Raw genomic sequence first — 17192 nt, 5'->3', positions numbered from 1 at the left:
GGCCGTGGCCTTCTACCGTTCGCGGCATGAAACCACGGCTGCTCTGGTGGCTGGGCACAGCGTTGCTCCTGCTCGCCGTCCACACCGACTGGAACGTTCCGCTCGCGGCATGGGCGTTCCCGATCTTCCTTCTCCGCTACGCCCGCCTGGTCCCCCTCCGGCGCGCGATCCTGATGGTGGGCTTGTCCCTGCTGATCGGGCAACTCTTCTGGCTCGGCGTCACCAGTCTGCTGTTCGTGCTCTCCGCACTGCTCGCGTTCACCCTGCTGGCGGTGTTGCAGACGACGGCGTTCGTGGCCGACCGCCTGCTCGCCGACCGCGCCGGCCCGATAAGGACACTGGTGTTCCCGGTGACGCTCGTCGCGGGCGAGTACCTCTTCACGGTGATCACCGGATTCGGGGATTTCGGCGCGCTCGGCAGCACCCAGTCCGGGAATCTGCCGCTGCTCCAGACGGCGTCCGTGACCGGCGTGTACGGCCTCACCTTCGTCCTGGCCTGGTTCGCCTCGGTGGTGAACACCGTTTGGGCGGACGGGTGGCCGCGGGCCAAGCGCACGGTCCTCGTCCACGTTTGCCTGCTCGGCCTGGTGTTCGCCGCCGGTGGAGCGCGGTTGCTGTTCGACGCTCCCACGACGAAGACGGTGCGGATCGCGGGGATCTCTCCCTCGGCCGAGGCCGACCGGTCGAGTTCCGACGCATTGGAGCGGATCGGCGTGAAGTATTGGCGGGCACAGGAAGTGCGCGGGGCGGATCCGGTCGCGGTCGGCGCCGCCTTCGCGCCGGTCACCGAGGATCTCGTGACCAGGACGCGGCAGCAGGCGTCGGCGGGGGCGAAGATCGTGCTCTGGCCGGAAACGCACGCCAGGGTGCTGGAACGCGACCAGGCGGCGCTGCTGAGCCGGGTCGGCGCCGAAGCGAACCAAGCGGGGATCCACGTCGGCCTCGCGTACGCGCTCTACACGTCGCAGGCGCCTTACATCCGCAATGTGGCCGTGCTCGTCGGACCGGCCGGCGAGGTGTCGTGGACCTACGACAAGACGCATCCGACGCCGATGGAACCGATGACTCCCGGTCCTGGCACCGTCCCCACCGCGGATTCGCCGTACGGACGGCTCGCGACGGTCATCTGTTACGACGCGGACTTCCCCGGCCTGATGCGCCAGGCCGCGGACAAGGAGACCTCGCTGATGTTCGTCCCCGCCAACGACTGGCAGGGATTCGGCTCGCTGCACGCGGAAAAGGCCACTTTCCGCGCGGTGGAGAACGGCTACGCGCTCTTCCGGCACTCCACCCACGGGAATTCCACAGCTGTGGACGGCCAAGGGCGCGTACTCGGGCACGCCGACTACTACCGCACGGATCAGCAGACGCTCGTCGCGGATCTTCCGGTGCAGCCGAGAACACAGACCGTGTACGGCCGTGTCGGTGACGTGTTCGCCTGGCTGTGCCTCGCGGCCGCCGCGCTCTGTCCTTTATGGACATATCGAAGGAACCGTTAGCGCCCTGTTACGGAAGAGGTGGCGTTCGTAACGTCCAAGCCGAAAAGAACAGTGTTCAACGGTTAAGCTGCCCCGCATGCCGAAACTGCTGGTGGTCGAAGACGACGACGCGATCGGCGGCGTCCTCGAATCGACGCTCCGTCTGCACGGCTACGAGGTTTCCTGGCAGCGCGACGGCCGCACGGCGCTCGCGGCCGCGGCGGAGGGCGATATCGACTTCGTCCTGCTCGACCTCGGCCTGCCGGATCTGGACGGGGTCGAGGTCTGCCGACGGCTGCGGGCGGAACTGCCCGGCGCCGTCCTGGTCATCCTGACCGCCCGGCAGGAGGAGATGGACGTCGTCGTGGGCCTGGAGGCCGGCGCCGACGACTACCTCACCAAACCGATCCGCCTCGGTGAACTGCTCGCCAGGGTACGAGCGCATCTGCGGCGCGGGACGGCCCCGCCGGAGAGCAGGCCCGCGATCGCCGTCGGCCATCTGCGGGTGGACACCGCCGGACGGCGGGTCAGTGTCGGCGGACGGGAGATCTCGTTGCGGGCCAAGGAGTTCGACCTGCTCGCCCGGCTGGCCGAGCAGCCGGGCGTCGCGGTCAGCCGGGACACCCTGATGTCGGAGGTGTGGGACGCGCACTGGTACGGCTCCACGAAGACCCTGGACGTCCACATCGCCGCGCTGCGCCGGAAACTGACCGAGTCGGCGCCCACTCCCGAGCAGGCGCCGCGGATCTCGACGTTGCGCGGCCACGGGTACCGGCTCGAACAGCCCTTCGAGACCTAGTAGTCGCGCAGGTCGGAGACCTCGTCGCGGGCGGCGAGTTGCGCGATCCGCGCCGACGCCGCCACGCACGAAACGATCACCACCGCCGCCAGCATCCCGAAGTACCCATGCGGTGAAGGCGTTCTCTCCACCTGCGCGACGAGCACGAACAGCACCCCCAGCAGATGCCCGGCGATCAGGCCACCGCCGCCGACGACCAGGGCGTCCCCCGCGATGAACGCCGCCACTTGACGGCGTTTCGCGCCGAGTGTGCTCACGATCAGCAGGTCACGACGGCGTTCGTTGAGCGCCGCCCCGAACGACGGTCCCGCCGCGGCGGCCGCGAGGATCAGGGACGCGACCAGGTCCACCTTGGCCGCGTTACAGCCGTCCTTGGTGAAAGCGGACGAGATCGCGAACGCCACCGCCAGCGCGACCAGCGTCACCGACCGCGCCAGCAACGCGCTCCGCCACGAAATGGACAGGGCGAGCACACCCGCGAGCCCCGAGACGAGTGGCCTGAGCACCCCGCCGATCACGCGTTTGCCCTTGCGCAGCCCCAGTTCGATCAGCCGCCACAACAGCATCGTGCCGCCCGCCCAGCCGAACAGCGGCCAGACGAAGCCGAGCGCGAGCAGGACGAAGTCGAGGCCGTAGGGCGACCACCAGGGCGGCCCGTCGTCGGCGGGCACGAAGTACCACTCGCGCAGCACCGGGGGCAGCAGGGCGAGGGCCGCCACGACCACACCGGCGAACAGCAAGAGAACGATTTCCCAGCCGAGCCGTAAGCCGGACGCGGTCAGGAAGCCACCGCCCAGTGGCACCACGAGACCGGCGAGGCCACCGGTCAGCCCGGCGACCGCGGCTTCGGCCGAGGCCAGCGCGAGCACCTGGCCACCGGTCGCGCCGCGGGCGCGCAGGAGGTCGTGATCCGCCCGCAGCGAGCGTTCCGAAGGGGCGGCCAGCAACACCACGAGCACCGTCGCGGGCACCCAAGCCGGCGCCGGTTCCCAGGTCCAGCCGTGCACGGCGAGCAACGTGGTCACGATCGCGACACCGGCCGCGGGCACGCCGAGCCTGGCGGGGCGCACGCGCGCGATCCCGCCGACCCACAACGCCATCGCCGCCATCATCGGTCCCGCACCAGCTTCCCGTCGACCATCGCCCACTGTTCGCCGAACAGCCCGGCCGGGGCCGGTTCGGCCGTGGCCACCAGCAGTCCGGCGGCCAGCCGGTCCGCGGCCTGCACGAGCCTGCCGAGCAGCCGCTCCCCCTCGCGCTGGTCCAGCCAGCCCGCCGGGTCGTCGGCGAGGATGAGTTTCGGCGCGGGCGCGAGCGCCCTGGCCAGGATGGCGAGCCGGATCTGCTCACCGGTCAGGTCGCGAGGCGCCTTCTTGGCGAAGCCGGCGAGGCCCACGAGCTCCAGCGCGCCGTCGACGGCATCGCGGACCGCGGTGCCGGTGCGGCCCGCGAGGACCAGCGGCAGGGCGACGTTGAGCCGGACGTCGAGATCGCGCAGCAGTCCGCCGTCCTGCAGCACCAGCCCGATCAGGTCGGGCCCCGGCGGTGACGGTTCGAACGCGGGCCACTCGACGGTGCCCGCCGTCGGTTTCTTCATCCCGGCGAGCAGGTGCAGCAACGTGGTCTTCCCGGCCCCGGCCCTGCCGGTCACCACCGCGCGGGTCTCTTCGCAGAGCACGCAGGTGACGCCGTGCACGGCGACCACCGCGGTCAAGCCGGAACCGTAGGTGTGCGCCAGCTCGTCGGTGCGGACCAGTGGCGGCGTCACGCCACTCTCACGATCCGGTGCGCGGCCGCTGCGATCTGATGGTCGCGGGTCGCCACGACGACGGCCGTCCCGCGGGCCGCGACGGCGCACAGCAGATCCATGAGTTCGAGCGCGGCGAGCACGTCGAGTTCGCCAGCCGGTTCGTCGGCGACGACGACCTCGGGCGCTCCGGCCAGTGCGACGGCGACTCCGGCCCGCGCGCCTTCCAGCGGCGACAGCGTGCCCGGATAGGTGTCACCACGGCCGGCGAGGCCGACCAGTTCGAGCAGGTCGTCGGCCTGGCGGAGGGAACGGCGGCCGGCCAGCCTGCCTGCCAGCACGACGTTCTGCCCGACGGTGAGATGACCGAAGAGGTTCCCGCGCCTGAGCAGCACTCCGACACCGGGAGAACCGGTGGGGGTGTCGCCACTTCCGGCGGGCAGCACGGCCACACACTCGCCCGGGACGGCGAACCGGACGAGGGGGACGGATCCGGGCCCCGGGCCTGCCAGGACGGCGGCACGTCGGCGCATGGCCCCAAGGTAAAGCGAAGGGGGTCAACATCGCCTTGATCTCAGGTCAACGGACGGCAAAATATCGCGCCGGGTGGGTGATCCTCGTCCTCGTCGGCCACACTCTGTCCGTGCGCCGCCGGATCGTCACCCTCACCGTGCTGGCCGCGGTGCTGGCGATCACCCTGTTCGGAGCGCCGCTGGCCATCGCGGTCGCCAAGTTCCACGAGGGCAACTCGACCCACGACCTCGAACGGGTCGCCGACACCGTCGTCCTCGGCGTGACCGGCGACCTGGCCAACGGCCGGGTCCCGGAACTGAGACCGGTCAAAGCGGAAGAAGGCCGCATCCGCGGGATCAGGGTCGCGGTGTACACCCCGACCGGCAGGCTCCTGGCCGGCAACGGGCCTGACACCGAAGACCGGTTCGTCCGCGACGCGCATTACACCGACATGGCGACGGGGACGCGCGAAGACGAGGTGGTCCTGGCCGTTCCCGTGCTCAGCGGACCGTCGCTCGTCGGGGTGGTCCGCGCCGCCCATCCCCGGTCGGAACTGGACGCCCGGATCCGGCTCACCTGGTTGAAGATGGTCGCGCTCGCCGGTGTCGCGATCGGGGCGAGCTGGCTGATCGGGCGCCGGATCGCCACCCGGCTGGCGCGGCCGCTGGAGGATCTGGCCGCCACCGCCGAACGCCTCGGCGAGGGCGACTTCACCGTTCGCGCGCGCCGGACAGGGGTTCACGAGATCGATCAGGTCGCCGAAGCACTCGACGTCACGTCCGAGCGGATCGGCGAGACGCTGGAACGCGAGCGGACCTTTTCCTCCGACGCCTCGCACCAGCTGCGGACGCCGTTGACCGGGCTGCGGCTGCAACTGGAGGCGGCGCTGGAGAGCCCCGATCGCGACCCCTACGCGACGATCCGCGACGGCATCGCGTCGGCCGACCGGCTGGAACGCACCATCGACGACCTGCTGGCGCTGGCCAAACAGACCAGGGCGCCGCGTGCGCTGCTCGACCTGGGCAAACTCTTCGAAGAGGTCCGCCAGACCTGGCACGGCCTGCTCGCCGGACACGGCCGCGCGCTGCGGATCAGCGGACGCGAGGCCCTGCCGGCGCGGGCGGCGGACGCGGCCGTACGGCAGGTGCTCGCCGTGCTGCTGGACAACGCGGCGACGCACGGACGCGGCACCGTCACCGTCCTCGCCCGCGACGCCGGGGACGCGCTGGCCATCGACGTGCGCGACGAGGGCACGATCGCGGACGGTCACGATCCGTTCGTGACCGGGGAACGGTCCGAAGAGCGCGAAGGCCACGGGATCGGGCTGCGGCTGGCGCGGAGCCTGGCCGAGGCGGAGGGCGGGCGGCTGCGACTGACGAGTCCGTCGCCGACGACGTTCACGCTGCTCTTGCCCGCCGAACGCCCGTCGCAGTAAGAAGGCCCGGGCCTGGCGAGCTAGGGGGGGTTACTCGCCAGGCCGGGCCGGTAGGAGGCAAACGCGCCCCGACAGCGCGCACGGCATGCCACCTGAATGAAGACGGTAAAGACCAACGGGCCAACAGACGGTACACAGCGGATTAACTGACACTTTGCTTTTTCATGTCACAGCGAACGAGCCGCTGTCCGGCCGGGCTGAATCGATCGTGGGAAGATTGACCGCATGACCACCGAGCCGGCGCCGAGATGGCGGAGACTGGAACCGGACGAACGCAAGGAGCAGATCTTCGCCTGCGCGGCCCGCCTTTTCGCGGACCGCCCCTACTCGGAAGTGTCCACTTCGGACATCGCGGCGGAAGCCGGGGTCGCCAGGGGGCTGATCAACCACTACTTCGGTACCAAACGCGAGCTCTATCTGGAGATCATCCGCCGGGCGCTGACCGTGCCGAGGCTCGCCGTCGAGATCCTGCCGGACGGCCCGCTCGAACTGCGCGCCGACGTCGCCATCGACTGGTTCCTGGACATGGTCACCAGCCAGGGGAAGATGTGGCTGGCCGCGATCGCGCCGGAAGGCATCGGCCGGGACCTCGAGGTCGAACGGATCCTCGAAGAGGCCGATCGCGAATCGGCGGACCGGGTGCTCGAAGCCGTCGGCCTCTCCCGCGAGAGCGAGCACGGGCAGGAGCTGAACGCGCTGGTCCGCGCGTTCGGCGGGATGGTCAAGGCGGCGGGCCGCGAATGGCTCGTCCGCGGTTCGCTCGACCGCGCGCAGGTGCACACGCTGCTCAGCAAGTCACTGGTCACGCTGGTCGGTGAGGTCTTCCCCGAGATCCAGCGCGCCGCCCCGCGGCACGGATAGGCGTTGTCCGGTAAGTCTGTTCGATGGGCTTCGTGATCCAGGCGACCGCGGACACGACTTGCAGGACAGCGCTTGAAGAAGCCCCCGGCACCTCGAGGGGGAGGTGGGTGCCAGGGGCTTCGGGACCGGTGACGAGCACCGGTATCCCTCCACACTACGCCGATTCCCTGTCACGGCTCTGTCAAACTTCCGAGAGCGTTCAACTGAGTGAGCCGCTGTTCGAGCCCGTCGAGGCAGCACTGCACGGCGTAACCGTAGAGCCGTTCGTAGTAACCGGCCGCGAGGTCGGGATCCGCGACCAGCGCCGCGATCGACTCGCCCAGCGCCGCCATTCCCGGCAGATCCGCGCGGGTGCGGTACGCCGCGTAGCCCTCGGACCGGTCGAGCTGGAGCGCCATCGCGCTCTCGCGGTCGTCCTCCATCGCGACGAACTGGCAGGCGGTGGCGAGGAGCAGGTTGTAGGCGAACGGCGCCTCGGTGCCGAAGCCTGCGGCGAGCAGACGGCCGATGCCGGTGTTCATGGTCGGCACGGCGGCGGCGACCGACGGCCCGAACAAGGCGAGCCGCCGCGCCGAACCGGGATAGCGGCGCAGCACCTTCCGCACGGTCGGCAGGAACTCGTCGAACCAGTCCCGCCACGCCCACGTCTCGTCGGGCAAGGTCAGTTCGCCGACCACCCGGTCCAGCACCGCGACGACGACGGTGTCGCGGTCGCCGACGTGGTGGTAGACCACCGCGGGGTAGGCGTCGACGGCGGCCGCGAGCTGCCGCAGCGTCCAGTTCTCCAGGCCGGACTCGGCCGAAAGCTCCAGCGCGGCGTCGACGATCCGGTCCTTGGTGACCGCCGGCCGTCCGGAAGCCGCGCGCGACCTCGGCCGGGATCCCGCGTCTTCGGAGAAAGTCGACATGCGGGCTACCGTATCCGCCTTCGGCTGGTCGGACGGCGGGGGCGTCCGGCAGGATCGTGCCCATGCCCCGCGCGCGCGTGAACGGTCTCGAACTCGAATACGACACCTTCGGCTCCCCCGCGGATCCGCCGCTCGTCCTGGTGATGGGACTCGGCGCCCAGATGGTGACCTGGGAGGTCGGCTTCGGCGAACTGCTCGCCGAGGGCGGGTTCCATGTCGTCCGGTTCGACAACCGTGACATCGGCCTCTCGTCCTATCTGGACGATCTCCCCACGCCCGATCTCGCCGCCCTCGCCGCGGGCGACCTGTCCTCCGCGCCGTACCTGCTGTCCGATCTCGCCGCCGACGTCACCGGGCTGTTCGACGCGCTCGGATTCGGGCGGGCGCACGTCGTCGGCGCCTCGATGGGCGGGATGATCGTGCAGCAGCTCGCGATCGACGCGCCGGAGCGGTTGCTCAGCCTCACCTCGATCATGTCGACCACCGGGGATCCCTCGGTGGGGCATCCGGAGCCCGCCGCGCTCGCCGGGCTGACGCGGCCGCCCGCCGCCACCCGGGAGCAGGCGATCGAGGACGGCGTCGCATGGTTCAAGCTCGTGGGCTCGCCCGGGCATCCGTCCGACGACGAATTCCTGCGGATGAAGGCCACCCGCAACCACGACCGGGCCGACCACCCCGCGGGCGCGTTGCGGCAGGCCGCCGCCGTCGTCGCTTCGGGTGACCGCACGGCGAAGCTGCGCGAGGTCCGCGTCCCGACGCTCGTCATCCACGGCGAGAGCGATCCGCTGATCAACGTCAGCGGCGGGAAGGCGACCGCGGAAGCGATCCCGGACGCCGAACTGCTGCTGTTCCCCGGGATGGGGCACGAACTGCCGCGGCAGCTGTGGCCCGCGATCGCCGACGCGATCATCGCGCACGCGCGGAAGGCCTGAGGGGTCAGTATTCCGTCAAGAAGTCCGGTGGAGGCGTAGGGAACCCCGTTCACGCGGACGGATGCCCGGTGACGCGGAGTCGCCTGGGCCGCCGAACCGGACCCGCGACGACGACGGAGACACCACCGAACGGGAAGCCGAAGCACTCGGGTCTCCTCAGCCGCCCGGTCAACTCCGCCACGCCGCCCAGGTGAGGTAAATCGACTCGCCAATCCGGATGGTTCCTGACAGGGTGAGAACGTCACATGTCGTCACCTCGGAGGTAGTAATGACTGAACCGGCACCGTCCCCAGCGGATGGCGAAGAGGACGACACCAAGCGCAAGTTCCGCGAGGCCCTGGAGCGCAAGCAGGCCCAGGCCCGCTCCGGCTCGGCACACGAGAACGCCGGCGGCAAGAACCTGCACGCCCACGGCCCGGCCGCGAACAAGCGCACCTTCCGTCGCAAGAGCGGCTGAGCCCCGGCACGTCCGCGCGCCGGACGGACCTGACGCGAAAGCCACTTTCGGGACACCTGGTGTCCCGAAAGTGGCTTTCGCGACCCTCGGCTCGACACGCACACCGCGGCATACCGGCCATCTCCGGCACCCCGCGGCCGAGTCTCCCAATGCCATGAACGGTCCTTTACTTGCGAAATTTGCAAGTAAAGGACCGTTCATGGCGTTACGGGACGCGAGAGCTACACCGTCAGGATCGACCGCAGTCCGCCGACCTCGGCCATCCGGCGCTCGGCCAGCCTGTCGGCCGCCGTCGCCGGCGGGACCCCGTCGGCCTTGGCCAGCGCGAACACCGCCTTGGTGGTGTCGAAGATGGCCGTCGTCTTGCGCTTGGCCCGCGCGAAGTCGAAGCCGCGCCGCTCGTCGTCGACCTGGATCACGCCACCGGCGTTGACCAGGTAGTCCGGCGCGAAGAGGATCCCGCGGTCATCGAGTTCCTTGCCGATGCCCGGGTGCGCGAGCTGGTTGTTGGCCGCGCCGCAGACGATCTTGGACCGCAGCTCACCGACGGTCTCGTCGGTGAGCACCCCGCCCAGCGCGCACGGCGCGAAGACGTCGAGTTCGGTGCGGATCAGCGTGTCGAGGTCTTCGACGACCTCGACCCCGGGGTACGCCGCGCGGGTGCGTTCGATCGCGGCGGGCGAGACGTCGGTGATGACCACCTGCGCGCCCGCCTCGATCAGATGCCCGACCAGGATGTGCCCGACCTTGCCGACCCCGGCGACGCCGACCTTGCGGCCCGCGAGGTCCGGGACGCCCCAGACGGCGTCCGCGGAGGCGCGCATGCCCTGGTAGGTGCCGAAGGCGGTGAGCACCGAGGAGTCGCCGGCGCCGCCGTTCTCCGGCGAGCGGCCCGTGACGAACTCCGATTCGCGGGCGACGATGTCCATGTCCTGCACGTAGGTGCCGACGTCGCAGGCGGTGATGTAGCGGCCGCCCAGCGACTGGACGAACCGGCCGAAGGCGCGAAGCAGCGCTTCGGTCTTGTGCTTCTGGGGGTCGCCGATGATGACGGCCTTGCCGCCGCCGAGGTCGAGCCCGGCGAGCGCGTTCTTGTAGGCCATCCCCTTCGAAAGAGCGAGGACGTCCGCGAGTGCGGCTTCCTCGGTCTCGTAGGGGTAGAACCGGGTCCCGCCCAGCGACGGTCCGAGCGCCGTCGAGTAGATCCCGATGATGGCCTTCAGGCCGGTGGCTTGGTCTTGGCAGAAGACGACCTGTTCATGGCCGGTACCCTGGCCGAACACTTCGGTCACTGTGGTGACTCCTTGTCCTGGAGTGCACGCTGCTCGTGGCTCACGTGCGAAGTTCCTGCAACAAGGCACAATCCCCGACGAAGGTCGTCCGGCGGCGACGGTGCCACATCGCAAACCTAGATCGCCCCGGTCCGTTCGCCAAACCGGGGACGAGCCGGCTCAGCCGTCGACGACCTCTTGGAGGATGTGGAGCGCGGAGTCGAGCTGACGATCGGACAAGTACGGAGCCGGTCCGAACCTCAGGTACTGGCCGCGGCTGTCGGTCCGGACGCCGCGTTCGGCGAGGGCGGCCCGCAGGGCGCCGGCGTCGGCGCACTTCAGCGACAGGAAGCCGCCGATCCGGTCCAGCGGTGTCTCGCGGTCACGCGTGATGACGTTTTCGCGCAGCCCGAGCTTGTCGAAGCCGTCGGCGAGGAAGCCGACCTGGTGCCGCGAGACCTCCCGCAGGAACTCGGGCGTGAGCCCTTGCTCGGCGAAGAACCGGAAGACGCGAGCGCCCCGGTAGTGGCTCGTCGGGTCGTAGGTCGCTCCGGCGAACCGGTCCGATCCGGAGGCGTAGGCGACCTGGCCGGACCGGCGCTCGTCCGCGAGCGCGCCGAACTCGGCGTACCAGCCGGTGACGACCGGCCGCAGTTCCTGCGCGTGCGCGGGCATCCGCAGGAAACAGTTGCCCTCACCGAGCTGGAGATACTTGTAGCCGCCGCCGAGGACCCAGGCGTTGGTGAGGCCGAGGTCGTGCAGTGGGAACGGGACGACGCCGAGCGCGTGGTAGGCGTCGACGACGAGGTTCACCGACTTCGAAAGACAGACGTCGGCGAGATGCGCGAGGCCCGGCACGAGCCGGGAGGTCTCGAACAGCACGGCCGAGACGAGTACGGCGGCGGTGTCTTCGGTGACCTCGGCCGCGACGCGTTCGGCAAGCGAGTTGACCGGCGTCGAGGGGACGCGGACGACCTCGACGCCTTCCTCGGCCAGCCTTGCCAGCTGACGGCGCAGCGTGTGGAACTCCCCGTCGGTGGTGACCAGCCGCGGACGGCGCGGGAGATCCATCGCCGAAAGGAACCGGATCACCAGATCGTGGGTGCTGGCGCCGAGCGCGATGGCGCCGTGCGGGTCACCGAGCAGCGCCCGGAACCCGGCCCGCATCTCGTCGGCCTTCGCGAACGCCCGGTCCCACTTCGTGTCGACCTCTTCGGCCGTGTCGGCGAAGGCCTCGAGAAGGCCCTCCCGCGCGACGTCCGGCCAGGCCTGATGCGAGTGTCCGGTCAACAGGATCCGGTCCGCCACACCGAATTCCGTGTAGTGCGCCGCGAGCGCGTTGGGGTCGCGGCGGAGTTCGTCAAGGTTCGTCAAAGCCTGCTCCGCACCGCCCAGAGGTCCGGGAACATCGGGGAGAAAAGCGTCGAACGCAGATAGTGCGCGCCCGACGAACCCCCCGTCCCGGTCTTGTCTCCGATGGTGCGCTCGACCATCTTCACGTGCCGATACCGCCACTCCTGCATCCCTTCGTCCAGATCGACCAGGTGCTCCGCCACGACGGACGGCCCGGTGTCATCGCGGTAGACCCGCAACAGAACCTCTTGGAGCGCCGGAGAGGGTTCGAGTGGCTTGGTGAAATCGCGCCCGGTCGGGACGTCGTATTCCTTCACCGCGAGGTAGGCGACGAAGGAATCGAAGAGCGACGGCCGTGACATCGCGTCGGAGATCTGGGCGCGTTGTTCACCGCCTTCGGGGTAATGTGCGAACACCCGCTCGTCCCGGCGGCCGAGAACGGCCTCCAGAACGCGGAATTGAGCCGACTGGAACCCGCTCGAAGCGTCGAGTCGCGCACGGAAACCGGTGAACTGGCTCGGAGTCATCGTCTCCAGCACATCTATCTGCGCGACCACCACCTTGAAGATAGTCAGGATCCGCCTCAGTGTGCGGACGGAGTGAGCGGTGTTACCCGCCTCGAGCTGCTCCTGCAGGTAAAGCGCCTCGTGGAGAACTTGTTTGAACCAAAGTTCATACACTTGGTGGATAACAATGAAGAGCAACTCGTCGTGTTCGTCGGAGCGGGGATGCTGCGCGTCCAGCAATTCGTCCAGCGAAAGGTAGGACGTGTAACCCAATGCGGCCTGAGTGTCGTTCATTTTTCTGTCACCTCATCGAAATGGCGTTGCGCGGGCGGGGCCAATGCCTGGTAAAGATCGTGGAACAGGTCGACCGCGGCCGCCCGGCTCGGCGGCGCGGGTACCAGCTCGACCGGGAGTTCCGGATCGAGCGACGGGAAGGCGCGGAACGTGTGCGTCAGCCAGGTCCGGACGGCGAACGCTTCCGCGTCGGGCAGGTTCTCCGAGTACCCGCTGAAATCCCGGACGAACGCGTCGTACCGCGCGGCGAGGCCGTCGAGGTTCCACGCCCGGCCGGCGAACCGCCGGACGTCGAGGCCCGCCGACGGTTTTCCGAGCATCAACCCGGCGTGATCGGAGACGTCCAGTTCGGCCAGCAGGGCGAGCACCTCGGCCTCGCGGTCGTGCGGAGCGATCCAGGTGCCGTCCTGCACCGGCCCGAAACCGAGGAAGCGCAGACGGCGCACCAGCCGTTCGCGGGCTTGACGGCGGCTTTCGGGGATGCTCTGCCACAGCACGGTCCACTCCCCGGCCTCGCGTTCGCGTCTGCCGAGGGAGAAGATCCGGCGGTCGCCGTCCTCCAGGAGCGCGATCGTGCGGCGGGTCAGCGAGTAGTGGGTGAGCCTGCCCGCCTTGTGTCTCGCGAGCAGGTCGCGGCGGACGAGCCTGGCCAGCGCGATCCGCGCGGCGCCGTCGGAGAAACCGAGTCCGGCGAGCACGGCGACCAGACCGCCGGACCAGACACGGCGGCTCTCACGCGGCGACACGTAGGTGCCGAGCAGGGTCATGACCAGTTCCTGGGGACCTGGCTCACCGTGCGGTGTGACCGATTCGGGCATACGCGCAACTCTATACACCTCAGGCGGCTGCGGTGTAGCTTGATTCGGGTGACGTACTTCGCGGAGTTGAGCTCGCCTCAGGTGGCCGCACTCGCGTCCGATGCGCGCGTTCCCGTGTTGCTGCTGCCGGTGGGTGCCGTCGAACCACACGGACCGCACGCACCGCTGGGCACCGATCCCCTGATCTCGCGGGGGATGTGCGAGCGCGCCGCCGCACGACTGGCGGGTGACCCCGGCCTCCACGTGCTGATCCTGCCCGAGGTGCCCTATGGCGTGACCCGGTTCGCGGCCGGGTTCGCGGGCGGCATCTCGATCGGCGAAGAAACCCTGTACGCGCTGCTGACCGAGATCCGCGAGGCGCTCGCCGAGCAGGGTTTCTCCCGGATCCTGCTGGTCAACAACCATTTCGAACCGGCGCATCTGGCCGTGCTGCGGCGCGTGGCGGAGGCCGACGGCGTGGGCTTCGTCGACCTGGTCCGCCGCCGGTACGCCACCCGGCTCACCGACGAGTTCCGCTCGGGCGAGTGCCATGCCGGGCGGTACGAGACGTCGCTGGTGCTCGCCGACCGGCCGGACCTCGTCGACGCCGCCATCCAGCGCGCACTGCCCGCGGTCCACGTCGACCTGGCGCGCGACGGGGTCACGGACTTCGCCTCGGCCGGGATGACCGAGGCGTACTGCGGCACCCCCGCCCAGGCGAGCGCCGAAGAAGGTGAGGAGACCTTCTCGGTGCTCACCGACATCCTGGTCGAAGCGATCCGGGAGCTGGTATGACCTTCAACCTGGCGACCCATTTCGTGGACCGCCTTCCCGGTGCGCGGACGGCGTTGCTGTGCGGCGACGAAGAGGTCACGTACGCGGAACTGGCGGCACTGGTGAACCGCGCCGGGAACGTGCTGCGAGACCTCGGTGTCCGAAGTGGACACCGGGTCCTGCTGGCACTGAACGACAGCGTCGAGTTCGTGGCCGTCTGGTACGCGGCGCAGAAGATCGGCGCCGTCACCGCCGAGGTCTACTCCTTCCTCCAGCCGAAGGATTACGCGTACTACCTGGACTACACCGAGGCCGTCGTCGTCATCGCGGACGGCTCGACGTTGCCCGCGCTGCGCGAAGCCGGAGCACGGAACCTGCTGGTGATCGGCGACGTGGAGGTGCGGCCCGGTGAGCACTCGTTCGACTCGCTGGTCGCGTCGGCCTCCGCCGAACTGGAGGCCGCGCCGACCACTTCGGACGAGGTCGCGATCTGGAAGTTCACCACCGGCAGCACCGGTTCACCCAAAGCGTGCGTGCACCCGGCGCGCAGCGCGCTGGAGAGCTTCGACCGGTACGCGCTCGGCGTGCTCGGCCTCCGCGAAGACGACCGCGTTCTGGCCGTGCCGAAGCTCTTCTTCGGCTACGCGCGGGATCTGACCGCGTTGTTCCCGTTCGGCGTCGGCGCGTCCGGAATCGTGTTCCCGGAACGCAGCACCGCCGAACTGCTGTTTTCGCTGATCGAGCGCTACCGGCCGACGATCCTGGTCAACGTGCCGACCATGATGAGCGCGATGATCGCCCATCCGAAATCGTCTACTGTGGACATGAGTTCGCTACGGCTCGCGACGTCGGCGGGTGAGGCACTGCCGTCGGAGTTGCATCGCAAGTGGGACAACGTGTTCGGTGTCCCGGTGATCGACGGGATCGGCTCGTCGGAGGCGTATCACATCTATCTGTCCAATGTGCCCGGCGCGCAGCGCGTCGGCAGCCTCGGCCGTGAGGTTCCCGGTTACACCGCTCGTGTCCTCGACGAGAGCGGCGATCCTTTACCGGATGGGGAGATCGGCACCCTGGAGGTGACCGGCCCGACCATCGCGCGCGAGTACTACGGCGACGCGGAGAAGACCGCGCGGACGTTCGACGGCGACACCCTGCGCACCGGCGATCTGTTCAGCCGCGACACCGACGGGTACTTCCACCACCACGGCCGCGCCGACGACCTGCTGAAGGTGTCCGGCGTGTTCGTCGCGCCGAGCGAGATCGAAGACTGTCTCATCGGTCATCCCGCCGTCGTCGACTGCGCGGTGCTGGGCATGACCGTCGACGGCCTGGTCGTCCCGCGAGCGTGCGTCGTCCTGGCGGAAGGCGCTTCCGTGACCGCCGACGAACTGAAGGACCACGCACGGGGGCATCTGGCGAAGCACAAGTATCCGCGCGAGGTGGTCTTCGTGACCCGACTTCCCCGCACGGCCAACGGAAAAATCGATCGGCGCGCGTTGCGCCGGGTGGAGGAAGAGTGAGCAGGATCGTCGTCGTCACCGGCGGGACACGCGGGATCGGCGCGGCCATCGCCGCCCGATTCCGGGCCGCCGGCGACAAGGTGCACGCGCCCGGCCGGGCCGACTGCGACGTCACCGACGAAGACGCCGTCACACGGTACTTCGACGGCCTCGGCCCGGTGGACGTGCTGGTGAACAACGCCGGGATCTCGGCGAGCGCCCCGCTGGCGAAGACGTCGCTGGAGCAGTGGCGGAGCCAGTTCGAGGTCAACGCGACCGGTGCTTTCCTGTGCACACGGGCGGTTTTGCCCGGTATGCGGTCGCGCGACACCGGCCGGATCGTCACCGTCGCCTCGACCGCGTCGCATATCGGCTACCGCTACACGGCCGGATACACCGCGTCGAAGCACGCCGCCGTCGGCCTCATGCGGGCCACCGCCGCGGAAGTGGCGGGCACCGGCGTCACCGCGAACGCGGTCTGCCCGGCCTTCGTGCGCACGGAGATGACGGCCGCCTCCGTGGCCCGGATCCAGGAACGGACCGGCCGTGACGAAGCCGACGCGGAAGCCGCCCTCGCCGCCGCGTCCCCGCTCGGCCGCCTGCTCGAACCCGACGAGGTCGCCCACACGGTGACCTTCTTCGCGGCGCCCGAAGCCGCCGCGATCAACGGACAGACACTCGTCCTCGATGGAGGTGGGATCCAGTCATGAGCCCGTTCCGCGCCACGCCGCCGATCACGACGGACTGGGAGCACTTCGAGTTCACCGTGGACGACGGCGTCGCCACGGTCACCTTGGACCGCCCCGAAAAACTGAACGCGCTCACCTTCGACGCCTACGCGGACCTGCGCGACCTGCTGGCCGAGTTGCCGCACCGCGGCGACGTCCGGGTGCTGGTCGTCACCGGCCGGGGACGCGGCTTCTGCTCCGGCGGCGACGTCGAAGAGATCATCGGCGAACTGCAGAAAATGGAGACCGCGGAACTGCTGGAATTCACCCGCATGACCGGCGCGGTGGTGAAAGCGCTGCGGGAGTGCCCCATCCCGGTGATCGCCGCGGTGAACGGCATCGCGGCTGGCGCGGGTTCGGTGATCGCGCTGGCGAGCGACTTCCGGCTCATGGCGTCGTCGGCGAAATTCGCCTTCCTGTTCACGAAAGTCGGCCTGGCCGGCGCGGACATGGGCTCGGCGTACCTGCTGCCGAGGCTCGTCGGCCTGGGCCGCGCGACGGAACTGCTGATGCTGGGCGACAAGATCGACGCGGCTCGCGCGGAGGCGATCGGCCTGGCTTCCAAGGTCGTTCCCGACACTTCGCTCGCTTCCGAGGCCTCCGCATTGGCCCGGCGTCTCGCCGACGGACCGGCGTTGGCTTACAGCACGACGAAGGTCTTGTTGACCCGCGAACTCGACATGGACCTGGGGAGTTCGATCGAACTCGAGGCGATCACGCAGGCCCTGCTGATGACGGCGAAGGACCATGGGGAGTTCTATGCGGCCTGGACGGCCGGGCGTTCGCCTCAATGGACCGGGCGGTGAGCTTCTCCGTCCCGTGAGGGGCCCCTTCCCGAGT

18 protein-coding genes are annotated in these 17192 nt (G+C 69.5%); 10 read left to right on the top strand and 8 right to left on the bottom strand.

Annotated features, from left to right (window positions below; genetic code table 11):
• Positions 1 to 26 precede the first annotated feature (26 nt).
• Both ACZ6DT_RS26570 and ACZ6DT_RS26565 read left to right on the top strand, forming a co-directional pair.
• Complete coding sequence (locus ACZ6DT_RS26570; RefSeq protein ID WP_465599991.1) at positions 27 to 1499, top strand: apolipoprotein N-acyltransferase; 1473 nt, start codon at positions 27 to 29, stop codon at positions 1497 to 1499.
• Positions 1500 to 1575: 76 nt separating this feature from the next.
• Entirely contained in the window at positions 1576 to 2277 is a 702-nt protein-coding gene (locus ACZ6DT_RS26565) for a response regulator transcription factor (RefSeq protein WP_465599989.1), read from the top strand.
• Here the strand turns inward: ACZ6DT_RS26565 and ACZ6DT_RS26560 are convergent.
• Genes ACZ6DT_RS26560 through ACZ6DT_RS26550 form a run of 3 tightly spaced genes read right to left on the bottom strand, consistent with a single transcriptional unit; the run spans position 2274 to position 4557 of the window.
• A complete protein-coding gene (locus tag ACZ6DT_RS26560; protein ID WP_465599987.1) occupies positions 2274 to 3377 on the bottom strand; it encodes an FtsX-like permease family protein in 1104 nt (367 codons plus the stop codon). The two genes, ACZ6DT_RS26565 and ACZ6DT_RS26560, sit on opposite strands and share 4 nt — an antisense overlap.
• 8 nt (positions 3378 to 3385) lie before the next feature.
• Positions 3386 to 4045 (bottom strand): ATP-binding cassette domain-containing protein, encoded by a 660-nt coding sequence (locus ACZ6DT_RS26555; RefSeq protein WP_465599985.1) that lies wholly within the window; start codon positions 4043 to 4045, stop codon positions 3386 to 3388.
• Positions 4042 to 4557 carry a P-loop NTPase family protein gene (locus ACZ6DT_RS26550; protein ID WP_465599983.1) on the bottom strand — a complete coding sequence of 172 codons (516 nt, stop codon included), beginning with the start codon at positions 4555 to 4557 and terminating at the stop codon, positions 4042 to 4044. Before ACZ6DT_RS26550 ends, ACZ6DT_RS26555 begins: the two co-directional genes overlap by 4 nt.
• Before the next feature lie 77 nt (positions 4558 to 4634).
• On the opposite strand from ACZ6DT_RS26550, the gene ACZ6DT_RS26545 reads away from it, so the two are divergent.
• Positions 4635 to 5972, top strand: a complete 1338-nt coding sequence (locus ACZ6DT_RS26545; protein ID WP_465599981.1) for a sensor histidine kinase — start codon at positions 4635 to 4637, stop codon at positions 5970 to 5972.
• 225 nt (positions 5973 to 6197) lie between these two features.
• A complete protein-coding gene (locus ACZ6DT_RS26540) occupies positions 6198 to 6833 on the top strand; it encodes a TetR/AcrR family transcriptional regulator (RefSeq protein WP_465599979.1) in 636 nt (211 codons plus the stop codon).
• Between the two features lie 170 nt (positions 6834 to 7003).
• Here the strand turns inward: ACZ6DT_RS26540 and ACZ6DT_RS26535 are convergent, their stop codons facing one another.
• Positions 7004 to 7741 carry a TetR/AcrR family transcriptional regulator gene (locus ACZ6DT_RS26535; RefSeq protein WP_465599977.1) on the bottom strand — a complete coding sequence of 246 codons (738 nt, stop codon included), beginning with the start codon at positions 7739 to 7741 and terminating at the stop codon, positions 7004 to 7006.
• A gap of 62 nt (positions 7742 to 7803) precedes the next feature.
• Here ACZ6DT_RS26535 and ACZ6DT_RS26530 point away from each other — a divergent pair, with 62 nt between their 5' ends.
• Entirely contained in the window at positions 7804 to 8673 is an 870-nt protein-coding gene (locus tag ACZ6DT_RS26530) for an alpha/beta fold hydrolase (RefSeq protein ID WP_465599975.1), read from the top strand.
• Between the two features lie 268 nt (positions 8674 to 8941).
• Positions 8942 to 9130, top strand: a complete 189-nt coding sequence (locus ACZ6DT_RS26525; protein ID WP_076164687.1) for a DUF5302 domain-containing protein — start codon at positions 8942 to 8944, stop codon at positions 9128 to 9130.
• A gap of 221 nt (positions 9131 to 9351) precedes the next feature.
• Here the strand turns inward: ACZ6DT_RS26525 and ACZ6DT_RS26520 are convergent, their stop codons facing one another.
• The 4 genes from ACZ6DT_RS26520 to ACZ6DT_RS26505 form a co-directional block, all read right to left on the bottom strand.
• The gene (locus ACZ6DT_RS26520; RefSeq protein WP_465599973.1) at positions 9352 to 10422 is read right to left on the bottom strand and encodes a Glu/Leu/Phe/Val family dehydrogenase; all 1071 of its coding nucleotides are present in this window, start codon (positions 10420 to 10422) and stop codon (positions 9352 to 9354) included.
• Positions 10423 to 10581: 159 nt separating this feature from the next.
• Entirely contained in the window at positions 10582 to 11775 is a 1194-nt protein-coding gene (locus ACZ6DT_RS26515) for a kynureninase (protein WP_465599971.1), read from the bottom strand.
• Positions 11772 to 12554 (bottom strand): tryptophan 2,3-dioxygenase, encoded by a 783-nt coding sequence (locus tag ACZ6DT_RS26510; RefSeq protein ID WP_465599969.1) that lies wholly within the window; start codon positions 12552 to 12554, stop codon positions 11772 to 11774. The genes ACZ6DT_RS26515 and ACZ6DT_RS26510 overlap by 4 nt, the downstream gene beginning before the upstream one ends.
• Positions 12551 to 13372 carry a PaaX family transcriptional regulator gene (locus ACZ6DT_RS26505; RefSeq protein ID WP_465599967.1) on the bottom strand — a complete coding sequence of 274 codons (822 nt, stop codon included), beginning with the start codon at positions 13370 to 13372 and terminating at the stop codon, positions 12551 to 12553. The genes ACZ6DT_RS26510 and ACZ6DT_RS26505 overlap by 4 nt, the downstream gene beginning before the upstream one ends.
• 48 nt (positions 13373 to 13420) lie before the next feature.
• Here ACZ6DT_RS26505 and ACZ6DT_RS26500 point away from each other — a divergent pair, with 48 nt between their 5' ends.
• From ACZ6DT_RS26500 to ACZ6DT_RS26485, 4 genes are read left to right on the top strand one after another with little or no spacing between them, the layout of a single operon-like run.
• Positions 13421 to 14146: a creatininase family protein gene (locus ACZ6DT_RS26500; protein WP_465599965.1), complete on the top strand. Its 726-nt coding sequence runs from the start codon at positions 13421 to 13423 to the stop codon at positions 14144 to 14146.
• The gene (locus ACZ6DT_RS26495; RefSeq protein WP_465599963.1) at positions 14143 to 15645 is read left to right on the top strand and encodes a benzoate-CoA ligase family protein; all 1503 of its coding nucleotides are present in this window, start codon (positions 14143 to 14145) and stop codon (positions 15643 to 15645) included. Before ACZ6DT_RS26500 ends, ACZ6DT_RS26495 begins: the two co-directional genes overlap by 4 nt.
• Positions 15642 to 16334, top strand: a complete 693-nt coding sequence (locus tag ACZ6DT_RS26490; protein ID WP_465599961.1) for an SDR family NAD(P)-dependent oxidoreductase — start codon at positions 15642 to 15644, stop codon at positions 16332 to 16334. Before ACZ6DT_RS26495 ends, ACZ6DT_RS26490 begins: the two co-directional genes overlap by 4 nt.
• Positions 16331 to 17158: an enoyl-CoA hydratase family protein gene (locus tag ACZ6DT_RS26485; RefSeq protein WP_465599959.1), complete on the top strand. Its 828-nt coding sequence runs from the start codon at positions 16331 to 16333 to the stop codon at positions 17156 to 17158. The genes ACZ6DT_RS26490 and ACZ6DT_RS26485 overlap by 4 nt, the downstream gene beginning before the upstream one ends.
• Positions 17159 to 17192 lie beyond the last annotated feature (34 nt).

This window comes from Amycolatopsis sp. NPDC041971 (assembly GCF_055588925.1).
Note: the sequence above shows the minus strand (reverse complement) of the source record. Positions and strands in the feature narration are given on the sequence as shown.